Below are 12,559 nucleotides of genomic sequence, written 5' to 3' on the forward strand. Positions count from 1 at the left end.
ACAAATATTTTATAAACGATTTAAAAAATTTATATCTTAACCACCCAACCAACTACCAATTTTAATCAACCACAATATAAGGACAACACCATGTCAGCATTTTCGATTGCCGATTTACTGGTTAAAACGCTTGCCGATGCAGGCGTAGAGCGCATTTGGGCGATTACGGGCGACAGCCTCAACGGTTTTAATGACAGTATCCGCCGCGATGGGCGTATTCGTTGGATGCATGTACGTCACGAAGAAAGCGCAGCGTTTGCCGCAGGCGCGGATGCCGCCATTACAGGTAAAATCGCCGTGTGTGCAGGCAGTAGCGGTCCTGGTAACTTACATCTAATCAACGGCTTGTATGATTGTAAGCGCAATCACGTACCTGTGCTTGCCATTGCTTCACATATCCCTGCCAGTGAAATCGGTTTAAACTACTTCCAAGAAACTCACCCTGAGCTGATTTTCCGTGAATGTAGCGATTTTGTTGAGCTCATTAGCAGTGAAAAACAAATGCCAGAACTGCTACAACGCGCGCTAAACGTCGTCGTGGGACAGCGCGGCGTGGCGGTGTTGGTGCTACCGGGGGATATCAGCACGCGGCCTGTACTAGACCCCAAAGCAGGCGAGTGGGTGCCACCACGCTTGCCACGTGTAGTACCAACCGAAGAGGATCTAACCACCATGCAGCTATTGCTAAGCCGTGACAAAAACGTCACCATCTTGGCAGGTTCTGGCTGTGCAGGCGCACATGATGAAGTCGTTGCCTTGGCTGCCAAACTCAACGCGCCGATTGTCCACGCTTTTCGCGGTAAAGAATACCTAGAATGGGACAATCCGTATGACGTTGGTATGACAGGCTTAATCGGTTTTTCATCGGGCTATCACGCGATGATGAACGCCGATACCTTGCTTATGTTGGGTACGGATTTTCCGTATCGCATGTTCTATCCAAAAGGTAAAACCGTTATTCAAGTCGATGTCAATCCGCAAGCCTTAGGTCGTCGTACGACGCTTACACTGGGTGTGTTGGCAGATGTTAAAGAAACCCTAACCGCACTGCTGCCACGTCTAGAGCAAAACACCGATCGCACATTCTTGGATAATGCGCTAGATAACTATGCCAAAGCGCGTCAAGGCTTGGATGACCTTGCCACCCCAACCGATGACGGCAAGCCACTGCATCCACAATATATCATGAAAGTCGTCAGTGAGCTGGCAGATGATGATGCGATTTTCACCGCCGATGTTGGCTCACCTGTTGTTTGGGCAGCGCGTTATCTTAAAATGAACGGCAAACGCCGCTTGCTTGGATCATTCAACCATGGCTCAATGGCAAACGCTATGCTACAAGCGATGGGCGCACAAGCTGCCGCGCCAGACCGTCAAGTCATCAGTATGTCGGGTGATGGTGGTTTGACCATGATGATGGGCGAGCTTTTGACCTTGGTACAAATGCAACTACCTGTCAAAATCATCGTTCACAACAACGCAAGTTTAGGCTTTGTTGAGCTTGAAATGAAAGCCATGGGCTACCTTGACTACGCGGTGGATTTAAAGAACCCGAACTTTGCGGCGATGGCACAAGCGATGGGGCTGACAGGCTACCGTGTCGAAAATGCCAAAGACTTGCGCCCGACACTTGAGGCGGCATTCGCCCACCCAGGTCCTGTTTTGGTCGATGTTGTCACCGAAGCGCAAGAATTGATCATGCCACCACACATTGACCTTGAGCAAGTCAAAGGCTTTGGCTTGTACATGATGAAAGCTGTGCTAAATGGTCGTGGTAACGAATTGATCGAATTGGGTGAAGTCAATTTGCTGCGTTAATCACGGCTCATCACGAGCAAAAGCGCATAAAAAAACCGCCTAGTAATGAACTGTACCCTAAAAATTAGACTATTAGTGTCCAACTTCTAGGGTGCAGTTCAAAGCTGAGCGGTTTTTTATCGTCTGGGAGCAGCGATCCCCTACCTTTAGGGAGGGGAGGAGGTCAAATCTATTTGCGCTTTTCGACGCTATCTTGTAACTGCTGCAAAATCGGCGCAAATAGCGGAAATTTGCGCTTGTAGCTGACTTGATTGACAATCAAGCGTGACGATACTTGGCAGATTTCATCACGCGGCTCAAGTCCATTGGCGCGTAACGTGTTGCCCGTATCGACCACATCCACAATCAAATCACCCAAACCAACCAGCGGAGCCAGCTCCATTGAACCATACAGCTTGATGATATCTACCTGCACGCCTTGACTGGCAAAATAACGCCGCGCCACATTGACATATTTGGTGGCAATGCGCAAACGACGATGGGGAAGTGGCTGTCCTTTGACACCTGCCGTCATTAAGCGACATTTGGCAATATTTAAATCCAGTAGCTCATACAGATTGCTTGCACCATGCTCAAGTAGCACATCTTTGCCTGCCACACCAAAATCTGCCGCGCCATGCTCGACATACGTCGGCACATCGCTGGCACGCAAAATCAACACGCGCACATCGGGGTGAGTGGTGGTAAAAATGAGTTTACGCGAAGCCTCAACATCTTCGGTCAAAGCAATGCCAGCATCGGCAAGCAGTGGTAAGGTGTCGTTTAAAATACGCCCTTTTGACAATGCAAGTGTCAAGCCGTGATAGGTATTGCTCATGGTGTTGCCCTCATGGTGCCTCACTGACGCGCTCGATTTGCACACCCAAACCGCGCAGCTTGTCTTCGACATGCTCATAGCCGCGGTCAATGTGGTAAATACGCTCAATACACGTTTCGCCCTCTGCTGCCACTGCCGCCATGACCAACGACATCGACGCGCGTAAATCAGTTGCCATCACAGGCGCGGCGGTGAGCTTTTCCACACCTTTGACCACAGCGGTATGCCCGTCTACGCGAATATTCGCGCCCATACGCTGCAGCTCGGGCACGTGCATATAGCGGTTTTCAAAGATATTTTCAATAATCGTGCTGGTGCCATCGGCAATGGCGCAAATGGTCATCAGCTGCGCTTGCATATCAGTGGGGAAAGCAGGGTGCGGTAAAGTACGCACATCAACCGCTTGTGGGCGACCATCCATTTTAACATTGATCCAGTCTTCACCTGTGGTTACAATCGCGCCCATTTCGGTGAACTTTTTGAGCACCGCTTGCATCAGGCTAGCATCGGTGCGCTTTGCCGTCACCTCACCGCCCGTCATCAACGCCAATGCCAAATACGACCCTGTTTCGATACGATCAGCCACCACGCTGTATTCGCAGCCGTGCAAACGTTCCACGCCCTCGATGGTCATATAGGCTGTACCAATACCGTCGATCTTGGCGCCCATTTTAACCAACATATTGGCTAAATCGACCACCTCAGGCTCACGCGCGCAGTTTTCTAAATGTGTCGTACCCTCTGCCAATACCGCCGCCATGAGCGTATTTTCGGTACCGCCCACGGTCACCATATCAAAGGTAAAATGACAGCCTTGCAAGCGACCATTGGGCGCGTGTGCCTTGACATAGCCATTTTCAACCGTGATTTCTGCCCCCATCGCTTCAAGGGCTTTAAGGTGCTGATCCACGGGGCGCGAACCGATCGCGCAGCCACCCGGCAATGACACTTCCGCCTGCCCAAACCGAGCCAACAGCGGACCTAACACCAAAATTGACGCGCGCATAGTTTTGACTAGCTCATACGGCGCATAAAAACTGTTGATGGTTGAGGTATCACAGGTCACCATATCGCCGTGTTTTTGGATATCAATGCCCATACCTGCGATAAGCTTGACCAAGGTGGTCACGTCCTTGAGCGTGGGCACGTTGGTTAGGGTAGACGGTGTTTTACCCAAAATCATCGCTGCAAGCAGTGGCAAGGCGGCGTTTTTCGCGCCAGAAATCACCACTTCACCCTGCACGCGCGTGCCACCTTGAATGATTAAACGCTCCACATCAGCCCCCTTGTTTGCTGCGCCACTCATCGGGCGTTAGGGCTTGGATGTTAAGCGCGTGAATCTCCCCCGTCGCAAATTTATCACTGACCAACGCCAACACAGCTTGCTGACGCGCCACAGGGCGTTTACCAGCAAAACTGTCATCAACCACGCGCACATCAAACTTATTGCCTTGGTTGGCAGCTTCAATCAGCGCGTCGGGAAAGTGCAGGCGCAACAAGGCAATCAAATCTTCGGCATTCATCGGGCTTAACCTAGAAATTTTTATCAAACAAAAAGAATCTAACCAACTGGCTATCAGCTAGCTAGCATAGCATATTTGCCAAATAGACGGCAAAATTTTGTCATGCTGATCGGCATTAATATTCAGCATCAAACGCTGCGACCATCCATTTAGCAATAGTAGAATAAGCGTTGTCAATGCCAATAGAGGTGTCAAAACTTACCACATCAAACCGCACCTCACACGCAGCAAATTCATCATGCGCTTGCAAAAATGCTTGCGCCGTTGCCAGTAGTTTGCGCCGTTTGGTTGGCGTAATGCTGTCTAAAGCGGTACCAAAACGGCTAGGTCTGCGCTGACGCACCTCGACAAACACCAAACACGGCGGCTGTGTTGCGGCTATGGGCGGTGCCAGCATGACCAAATCCAGCTCGCCAATGGCTGGGCAGTGCCAGTTTTTGGCAACCAGCTGCAGGCCGTGTTGCTGCAAATAATCACAGGCTAGCTGCTCAAAATATGCACCTTGCTGTTGGCGTGGGCTGGCTAGTTTCATGGAGATATTTTAAAATTTTGCCAAAAAAAACGCCAAATCAGGGGTGATTTGGCGTATAAACTGGTAGTATATATAATACGATCGTTTTTAGTATGGCGCAGCGGACGGGACTCGAACCCGCGACCCCCGGCGTGACAGGCCGGTATTCTAACCAACTGAACTACCGCTGCAAAACTGTTTCAACGCTGATCTACTTGTCCAATGCAAATTGCCACAAAGCGGATTACCAAGAATGGTGGGTGGTAACGGGATCGAACCGCTGACCCTCTGCTTGTAAGGCAGATGCTCTACCAACTGAGCTAACCACCCGCGTTGTCTGTGAGAGCGTATTATAAAGATTTTTATTCTTGCGTCAAGCACTTTTTGCAAAAATTTTGCCTAAGATTGCAAATTTTTGCATTTGCTTAGTGGTTTTGTGTTTTGGGCAAGGTTTGCTAACACAATACACGCAATAAATTGCCGTATTTTCATCAATTTGTCATATCTGAGGCGTATCATGATTTTAAAACAGAGCGCAGCCAGATGATTAAAACTCTGAACAGGTATTGATAACAAGGTACAATGCCGCGCGAGACTAAATGCGATAATGATCATAACACGTACCCAAAACAATAATATCCGCATAACAATAACAACAACGCGATAATAACTATAACATCCCTAAGCTTGTCACCCAAAGGATTTAATTCCCCCGATTAAATCCTTTTTATTTTTTGTCTTTATCAAAGCTTGATAAAGTGATTTGCCCAACGCATACGCCAAATTGACGGGTACAGCATTACCGATTTGTTTGTATTGCTGGGTCATGCTGCCGCAAAATTGCCAATTGTCAGGAAAAGTTTGGATGCGTGCATATTCACGCACAGTTAATGGGCGAGTTTCATCAGGGTGACAACGCTCGGTTTGGTTTTGTGCAGGTGAGCAAGTTAAGGTCAGACTAGGTTCATCCCATGCCAATCTCCGCGCCAATCCCGTTTTACCACCGCCTAAAAAATAGCTTTTTTTCATGTACGCACGGGCGATGTCATCGGGCAAATCACGCCAATAGCCACCTGAAGGCACCAAGTCCATGACTGCTTTTTTGTGCGCAGGATAGACTTGTCCTTGGGAGGGTGGGACATCGCAGTCATATAAGCGTCCTTTTTTTAAGCCATCGGCGAGAGTGTATTCAGCGGCCTCAGGCATAGGCCAAACAAAATCGATATCATTGACCAAATCTTGCCGAATTGCTATTAGTATCAATCGTTCGCGTTTTTGTGGCACACGAAAATATTTGGCATGTAGCACAGTCGGTTTAAGTAGATGATAGCCCACGTCATGTATGGCTTGTTGAATGGTCGCTAAGGTTTTACCGCCATCATGATTCAGCAAGCCGCGTACGTTTTCGCCCAGTAACATCTTGGGCTGTATTTCAGACACCGCACGGGCAAATTCAAAAAATAGTGTGCCACGTGTATCCTCAAAACCGCCTTTGTTGCCTGCATAAGAAAATGCTTGGCATGGAAAACCGCCTGTTACTAAATCAATTCGTCCATAATAAGGGTTAAAATCTAACGTTTCGATAGGTTGCTCAGCGACTTGCCAATGTGGGCGATTGTGACGCAGCGTTTGGCAAGCCCATTTATCTTTTTCATTGAGCAAAACATGTGAAAATCCTGCTTCCTCAAGTCCTAGTGCCAAACCGCCTGCACCTGCAAATAATTCAATGCTGGTTAGCAAGTTATTTGAGTAAGCGGCAGACTCAGCGGATCGTGTTTTTGCACCGATATTTGGCATTAAGTCAGCAAACAAATCAGGTGTTTGTGTCATCGTTTAGCCCCATGCAAAATTGTTAAACCCATGATAACTGGCAAATGAAGTGGTGAAGATGTTTTTAAGTAAATCATCGCTCGCAATATCGGCAAGTTCGTTTAGCACGGTATTTTGGATTATGGTGTCTAAATTGGTTATTGTTAAAACATCATCGACAATTCGGGGTAGATAGCGGCAAAGCTGATAAAAACTATCGGCTTGACCCGTGGCTAACGCATAAAACTGGTCTATTGACACACGGCGAATTTGCCCACTTGCCCACGACAAATGCTGTTGCCATTGACGCTAACTTGCCACGGAATATTTTGGCTGCGTTTGGCAATGACTTCAACCAACATACAAGTTGCTTGTGGATTATCAAGCAGCTTACTTTGCATGGCAAGGTAGGTTTTTTTGGGCGGATGATGAATTCATCGTGTTGTGTTTATTTTTCATTTCAACAAAAATTTGCTGAGCTTCGTTCACCACATCAAAGCCCACAAGCGGCACATGCCAACCATCAATGTATTGAAAAAGATTTTGGTGAAAGTAGCCAATATGATTATTGTTAGATTTGTCCAGTTGGCGAATGACCTCACTTTCGATAATCTCTGACCAACTTTGCTGATAGATTTTGGCATCAAAAGTCAGTTTGATGGGGTCAATGATATTTCTTTGAAAATCATTGAGCGTGATAATAGAGCGATATTTTTCAACCGTTTGTTTGACGTGTTGAAAAATTGCTTCGTCGCTGATAAAGCCGAGCTGATAAGTCATAATATGCGCCTAAAATGAATTAGCCTTACCAATACAGGTTTGGTAAGGCTAGTCTTTAACAATAGTTGGCAAAAAATGATTGTCTAAGTAACTAAGTCAATCCTTTAATTTAACCACCAATTTTTTTATACTTCATGCGTTTGGGACCAGCGTCATCGCCAAGTTGTTTTTTACGATACGCTTCGTATTCTGAATAGTTGCCGTCAAACCACACAGGGCCTTCTTCCTCAAATGCCAAAATATGCGTGGCAATGCGGTCAAGAAACCAGCGGTCATGCGAAACCACCATCACGGTACCAGGGAATACTTCAACGGCTTCTTCAAGCGCGCGCAAGGTTTCAACGTCCAAATCGTTTGAGGGTTCGTCAAGTAGCAATACGTTCGCGCCTTGTTTTAGGGTCTTGGCAAGTTGCAAGCGGTTGCGCTCACCACCCGATAGGCTGCCGACGCGTTTTTGTTGGTCTTGCCCTTTGAAGTTAAAACGTCCGATATACGCACGGCTTGGCGTGGTGTAGTCACCCACGGTAATCATGTCAAGACCGTCAGAGACTTCTTCCCACACGGTTTTGTTGTCGTCAAGCTCGTCGCGAATCTGACCAACATACGCTACCTTGACCGATTCGCCGACTTCAACGCTGCCTGTATCGGGCGTGTCTTTGCCTGTGATCATGTTAAACAACGTGGTTTTACCTGCGCCATTGGGCCCGACAATCCCAACGATCGCCATCGGCGGTACGGTAAATGATAGGTTCTCGTATAGCAAACGGTCGCCAAATGATTTAGAGATGTTTTTGACCTCAATGACCTTATTGCCAAGACGTGGTCCTGGTGGAATGTAAATTTCAGCGGTTTCGTTGCGTTGTTGGAATTCTTTGGAGTTGAGTTCTTCAAAACGTTGCAGGCGCGATTTGGATTTGGCTTGCTGGCCTTTTTGGTTTTTGCGCACCCATTCAAGCTCTTGTTTTAACGCTTTGGCAAAAGCCTCTTCTTGCTTTTGTTCTTGCTCTAGGCGTTTGTTTTTCTGCTCAAGCCATTCGGTGTAGTTGCCTTGATACGGGTAGCCATAGCCGCGGTCAAGCTCCAAAATCCACTCGGCAACGTTGTCTAAAAAATAGCGATCGTGGGTAATCGCCACAATTGTGCCATTGTAGTCTTTCAAAAACCGCTCAAGCCATGCCACGCTTTCGGCATCTAGGTGGTTGGTCGGCTCGTCAAGTAGCAGCATATCAGGTTTTGACAGCAGCAGGCGGCATAGGGCGACGCGGCGTTTTTCACCACCTGATAGCTTGCTGACGTCGGCTTCCCATGGGGGTAGGCGCAGCGCGTCGGCAGCTTTTTCAAGCTGATTGTTGAGGTTGTGCGCATCCCATGCTTGGATGATGTCTTCCATCTTGCCTTGTTCTGCCGCCAGTTTGTCAAAATCCGCGTCAGGGGCGGCGTATTCGGCATAGATTTCATCAAGACGGGCAAGCGCATCTAACGGCTCGCGCAAACCGTCCTCGACGTTGGCGCGTACGTCTTTGTTGGGGTCAAGTTGTGGTTCTTGCGGCAAGTAGCCGACTTTAATACCCGTTTGGGCGCGCGCCTCGCCGTTATAGTCTTTGTCCACGCCTGCCATGATGCGTAGCAAGGTTGATTTACCTGCACCGTTTAGGCCCAGCACGCCGATTTTTGCGCCAGGGAAAAACGACAATGAAATGTCCTTGAGAATTTCGCGCTTGGGCGGAACAAGTTTGGACACTTTATTCATGGTGTAAATATATTGTGCCATGTATAGCCTTTAAAAATAACTGGTTGAAAATAAAGGTAAAATTAATAACATTAAGCTGGTGGAGATGCGGCTAAAAATCAAGCAATACGCCATACCAATAAATGCGTTATTATCGCATTGTCTTGCCAGAAGGGCAACCTAACCGCAAGGTTTAGACAAGCTTTCTGAAGGTTTGTGTAAGGTTTTGTTGTGTCTTGATTTGTGCTATCTTATCTGCTTGTAAAACGAGCTGTTTAGAACAAACCGTGTTTTAATCAATAGTTAAACAAAAAAGGCATAATCATGGCAAATATTACCCACAATACCGCTGCACAACGCTTTGAGCTCACCCAAGACGGCGCGACCGCGTATCTAAGCTATCAAGTGGCAGGCGACAAACTGATTTTTGACCACACTATTGTACCGCCTGCGATTGAGGGTCAAGGCATTGGCAGTCAGCTTGCCAAACACGCGCTTGATTATGCCCGTCAAAACAACAAAAAAGTCGTGCCTGCGTGTTCGTTTGTCGCACATTTTATGCAAAAACATACCGAATATCAGGACTTGCTTGCGCCATAACTCGGCTTAATTTTTTTTGAGAAAGCTTAAAAATATCAATCCGTTGTCAGTGCGGTCACGGTCAGTTTTTGCGTGTGGCTTTTTTTTGCTTGGCTGTTTTTTACTTGGCTATTTTCGGCATTCACGGTGCGGCGGGCAAATCGTGCCGTATCCAGTGTTTGGCGAATTTCGGCAAGTTTTTGTTGTTTATCATCGCGATAAAAAATATTAAAACTCTCAAACGGTATCATCTTGCCATCGGGTTGGGCAAAGTGTATACAGGATTTTTTCAGGCTGCGGATATCAAGGTTTTGCGCATCCATAAACTGCACAATCATCAACCGAAACACGTTGTCATACGCCAAATCGGGTGCGCTGATTTTTGGCAAGCAACATAGCAGCTCGCTTAAGCAGTTGGCTTGTGATTCGGGCGAGTGGTTGGTCGACAAAACTTTAATCAGTTGGTCTTTGGCTTCGCGTTGTAAAGTCTGTTGGAGTTTGGGATTTTGCTCAAACATAATCGTGTTTTCGCCGCCTTGCATGATGACATCGGGCGTGACATAGCGCGTCAGCGGTGCAATATGATTTTCCAGTTTGAGCGCGTAGCCCATCGCCAAGGTGTCAGGATTGCATGGCACAGGCACGATGTCATCGAGGGTGAAAATCTTCGATTGTGCGGCAATCTTGCGGCGCAGCTCAGAGATGGTCAGTCGTTCGCGCCCATCGGGTAAGGCATCGGTCAAATCGGTATGCCCATCGACCCGTCCACTGACAGATAGCGGCTGAAAACTCACCCCACGCACACAACGAAAACCGCTGGCATAGGCGATTATCTCGCCCAATTCATCATCGTTCAAACCACGGGCAATGGTCGCCACCAATGTCGTAGAAAGGTTGTGCACCTCTAGATTTGCCAAGGCTTGGGCATGAATGTTGGCAAGGTTTGCGCCGCGTAGTACACGGATTTTGTCGTCATGCAATGAATCAAACTGCAAATACATCTCGATGCCTTGCTTGCCGTCGTTGAGGGCAGGGTGGCTGGCAGGACGGCGGTAAGCGTACTCGGCAAATTTCGCCACAAATTCAGGCTCTTTGGCCAACCGAATGCCGTTGGTGTTGATCATCACATGGCGAATCGGCAGGGTTTTGATATAATCTAAAATCTCAAACAGCTGCGGATGCAAGGTCGGTTCGCCGCCCGATAGCTGCACGACATCGGGCATGCCTTCACTAGCAACCACGGTGTCGAGCATGGCTTTGACGGTGTCGATCGACTTGTGACGATATGGCAAATGCGGCAGCTTGTCCTCACGGCTCATACCGCTATCGGCAAAGCACACAGGGCAATCCAAGTTGCACATATCGGTGATTTCGACGATCGACAGGCACGAATGCTGCATGTGGTCGGGGCATAAGCCGCAATCATACGGGCAGCCATAGCGCATCGGCGTGGCGAAGCGTTCGGGCATTTCGGGGGCTTTGACGTAGACCTCACGGCATTTGCGGTAATAGTCGGCATCGTCCATCACCAGTACGCGCTCAGTGCCGTGCTCGGGACACCATTTGTCCATATATACCTGATTATTTTTGAACAAAATTTTGGCTTCAACGGGATACAGGCAAATGCTACAGACCGAAGACGTGGTGTCATAAAAATGATACGGGCGGTTTTTGCGGCTCATAATAGGCTATTTAAAATAACGTGATGATTTAAAATACAGCTAAAAATTGGCTTGACGACACCTTTACCACATGAAGTTTAGCCTAAGATTATTTTTCACCCATCTAGCTCATGCGGTCAATAGTACAAATTTATCATGATGATATTGAAATTTGATGAAATTCAATCAATGCTTGTTGGCAGCTAAGCTGGGCAGCCGCCGCACATCATGCCACAATAGGGGTAAATAAACCATTAACACCAGTGCGCACGCCCACTGAATCGCCGACCAACCAAACGCATAGGCATACGGCACAGGCTTAATACCATCGACTAATAGCCGCCAAATCAGATAACCTGCCATCATAACCTTAAACGTCAGCCCCGACACCGCGCGCCAACGCGGATAGGCATGGCGCACAATGATCAGCATGGCGATACACCACAGCATGTCATAGATTTGTGTTGGGTGACGGCGCACACCATCACCAAAATCCACGCCCCACGGCAGACTGGTCGCCACGCCATAAGTGCCATCATGCAACCCTGCCAAAAAACAACCAATCCGCCCAATGCATAGCCCCACACAAAACGGCACAACAAACGCATCGCCCGTTGAGTAACGCACGCTCACCAGACGTTTAGCCAGCTCAATACCTATCCACGCGCCAATCAAACCGCCGACAATCGTTTGCCCATACGCCAGCGACCACACCCCATGCAACGCCCACGCTTGCGGCACCTCCAGTACAAATAGCAGTTTGTTGCCAATCCCTGCTCCCAGCAAGCAACCAATCACCACCACAAGATTACTGAGCGTGAAAAAATCCGTCGTCACAGGCGCATCGGCAGAGACAAACCAATGGCGGCGTTTTATATAGCTATAAAGTCGCACACCGACCAATACACCCAGCCATTCAAAAATAAAATGCACGACATGGGCGCAGTGAGAAGACAAAACAATCATCAATCACCTTGTGGTTTGCGTATTCAAGAATGCTTGCCAAGTTAAAACCTATGCGACCGACCCCTATCCTTGTAAAAAAAATCCCCCACCCCAGCAGATACCAAAGCCAACCACAAACCCCACCGTGCAGGACAATAAACCAATGAGCGACCATTTTTGCACCCGTTTGGCTGTGGGATTTTGGATAAAAGCGGTGATCAGCGCAATCAGGGCGCAAATGGGCGCGGCAAATACGCCCACCAACATCAAAAGCATGGCGAAAATAAACAGATTTTCATAAAAATTATTCATAATAATCGATAGATCCTTCATTTGACGTCATTTTAATCCTAGCCGATACGACGACTTATCGCTTTGCCAAAAATC

14 protein-coding genes and 2 tRNA genes are annotated in these 12,559 nt (G+C 48.0%); 2 read left to right on the forward strand and 14 right to left on the reverse strand.

Features of this window, described 5'->3' with window-relative positions; genetic code table 11:
• Positions 1–90 precede the first annotated feature (90 nt).
• The gene (poxB, locus tag MA2_RS07155; RefSeq protein WP_067058356.1) at positions 91–1,818 is read left to right on the forward strand and encodes a ubiquinone-dependent pyruvate dehydrogenase; all 1,728 of its coding nucleotides are present in this window, start codon (positions 91–93) and stop codon (positions 1,816–1,818) included.
• Between the two features lie 169 nt (positions 1,819–1,987).
• Here the strand turns inward: poxB and hisG are convergent, their stop codons facing one another.
• From hisG to ettA, 11 genes are all read right to left on the reverse strand, one after another.
• The gene (gene hisG, locus MA2_RS07160) at positions 1,988–2,635 is read right to left on the reverse strand and encodes an ATP phosphoribosyltransferase (protein WP_067058418.1); all 648 of its coding nucleotides are present in this window, start codon (positions 2,633–2,635) and stop codon (positions 1,988–1,990) included.
• A gap of 10 nt (positions 2,636–2,645) precedes the next feature.
• Entirely contained in the window at positions 2,646–3,911 is a 1,266-nt protein-coding gene (murA, locus tag MA2_RS07165) for a UDP-N-acetylglucosamine 1-carboxyvinyltransferase (protein ID WP_067058416.1), read from the reverse strand.
• Between the two features lies 1 nt (position 3,912).
• Positions 3,913–4,158, reverse strand: coding sequence for a BolA family protein (locus MA2_RS07170; RefSeq protein WP_067058358.1), 246 nt, complete (start codon positions 4,156–4,158; stop codon positions 3,913–3,915).
• Positions 4,159–4,273: 115 nt separating this feature from the next.
• Entirely contained in the window at positions 4,274–4,690 is a 417-nt protein-coding gene (locus MA2_RS07175) for a YraN family protein (RefSeq protein WP_067058360.1), read from the reverse strand.
• Between the two features lie 93 nt (positions 4,691–4,783).
• A tRNA-Asp gene (locus MA2_RS07180) sits at positions 4,784–4,860 on the reverse strand.
• A 63-nt stretch (positions 4,861–4,923) separates the two neighbouring features.
• Positions 4,924–4,999 (reverse strand) — tRNA-Val (locus tag MA2_RS07185).
• Between the two features lie 360 nt (positions 5,000–5,359).
• Positions 5,360–6,499 carry a DNA cytosine methyltransferase gene (locus tag MA2_RS07190; protein WP_067058362.1) on the reverse strand — a complete coding sequence of 380 codons (1,140 nt, stop codon included), beginning with the start codon at positions 6,497–6,499 and terminating at the stop codon, positions 5,360–5,362.
• Positions 6,500–6,502: 3 nt separating this feature from the next.
• Positions 6,503–6,769: an Eco47II family restriction endonuclease gene (locus MA2_RS11330; RefSeq protein WP_211269865.1), complete on the reverse strand. Its 267-nt coding sequence runs from the start codon at positions 6,767–6,769 to the stop codon at positions 6,503–6,505.
• Positions 6,730–6,879: an Eco47II family restriction endonuclease gene (locus MA2_RS11335; RefSeq protein ID WP_211269866.1), complete on the reverse strand. Its 150-nt coding sequence runs from the start codon at positions 6,877–6,879 to the stop codon at positions 6,730–6,732. Before MA2_RS11335 ends, MA2_RS11330 begins: the two co-directional genes overlap by 40 nt.
• On the reverse strand, positions 6,869–7,258 hold the full coding sequence (locus MA2_RS11340) for an Eco47II family restriction endonuclease (RefSeq protein ID WP_211269867.1): 390 nt from the start codon (positions 7,256–7,258) through the stop codon (positions 6,869–6,871). The genes MA2_RS11335 and MA2_RS11340 overlap by 11 nt, the downstream gene beginning before the upstream one ends.
• A gap of 109 nt (positions 7,259–7,367) precedes the next feature.
• A complete protein-coding gene (ettA, locus tag MA2_RS07200; protein WP_067058364.1) occupies positions 7,368–9,029 on the reverse strand; it encodes an energy-dependent translational throttle protein EttA in 1,662 nt (553 codons plus the stop codon).
• A gap of 282 nt (positions 9,030–9,311) precedes the next feature.
• Between ettA and MA2_RS07205 the strand changes: the two genes are divergently transcribed.
• Positions 9,312–9,587, forward strand: a complete 276-nt coding sequence (locus MA2_RS07205; protein WP_067058366.1) for a GNAT family N-acetyltransferase — start codon at positions 9,312–9,314, stop codon at positions 9,585–9,587.
• Between the two features lie 35 nt (positions 9,588–9,622).
• On the opposite strand, the gene MA2_RS07210 is transcribed toward MA2_RS07205, so the two are convergent.
• From MA2_RS07210 to MA2_RS07220, 3 genes are all read right to left on the reverse strand, one after another.
• Positions 9,623–11,248 (reverse strand): radical SAM protein, encoded by a 1,626-nt coding sequence (locus tag MA2_RS07210; RefSeq protein WP_079352187.1) that lies wholly within the window; start codon positions 11,246–11,248, stop codon positions 9,623–9,625.
• 165 nt (positions 11,249–11,413) lie between these two features.
• Positions 11,414–12,193 (reverse strand): prolipoprotein diacylglyceryl transferase, encoded by a 780-nt coding sequence (locus tag MA2_RS07215; protein ID WP_067234176.1) that lies wholly within the window; start codon positions 12,191–12,193, stop codon positions 11,414–11,416.
• A 63-nt stretch (positions 12,194–12,256) separates the two neighbouring features.
• Positions 12,257–12,484, reverse strand: a complete 228-nt coding sequence (locus MA2_RS07220; RefSeq protein ID WP_067058368.1) for a hypothetical protein — start codon at positions 12,482–12,484, stop codon at positions 12,257–12,259.
• Positions 12,485–12,559 lie beyond the last annotated feature (75 nt).

This window comes from Moraxella atlantae NBRC 14588 (assembly GCF_001591265.1).
GTDB lineage: Bacteria > Pseudomonadota > Gammaproteobacteria > Pseudomonadales > Moraxellaceae > Faucicola > Faucicola atlantae.

Coding starts and splice junctions, on each gene's coding strand:
- MA2_RS07170 (WP_067058358.1), bottom strand. CDS start 4,158: ATGAATGCCGAAGATTTGATTGCCTTGTTGCGCCTGCACTTTCCCGAC.
- MA2_RS11340 (WP_211269867.1), bottom strand. CDS start 7,258: ATGACTTATCAGCTCGGCTTTATCAGCGACGAAGCAATTTTTCAACAC.
- MA2_RS07210 (WP_079352187.1), bottom strand. CDS start 11,248: ATGAGCCGCAAAAACCGCCCGTATCATTTTTATGACACCACGTCTTCG.
- hisG (WP_067058418.1), bottom strand. CDS start 2,635: ATGAGCAATACCTATCACGGCTTGACACTTGCATTGTCAAAAGGGCGT.
- MA2_RS07175 (WP_067058360.1), bottom strand. CDS start 4,690: ATGAAACTAGCCAGCCCACGCCAACAGCAAGGTGCATATTTTGAGCAG.
- MA2_RS07220 (WP_067058368.1), bottom strand. CDS start 12,484: ATGAATAATTTTTATGAAAATCTGTTTATTTTCGCCATGCTTTTGATG.
- MA2_RS07215 (WP_067234176.1), bottom strand. CDS start 12,193: ATGATTGTTTTGTCTTCTCACTGCGCCCATGTCGTGCATTTTATTTTT.
- ettA (WP_067058364.1), bottom strand. CDS start 9,029: ATGGCACAATATATTTACACCATGAATAAAGTGTCCAAACTTGTTCCG.
- poxB (WP_067058356.1), top strand. CDS start 91: ATGTCAGCATTTTCGATTGCCGATTTACTGGTTAAAACGCTTGCCGAT.
- MA2_RS07190 (WP_067058362.1), bottom strand. CDS start 6,499: ATGACACAAACACCTGATTTGTTTGCTGACTTAATGCCAAATATCGGT.
- MA2_RS07205 (WP_067058366.1), top strand. CDS start 9,312: ATGGCAAATATTACCCACAATACCGCTGCACAACGCTTTGAGCTCACC.
- MA2_RS11335 (WP_211269866.1), bottom strand. CDS start 6,879: ATGCAAAGTAAGCTGCTTGATAATCCACAAGCAACTTGTATGTTGGTT.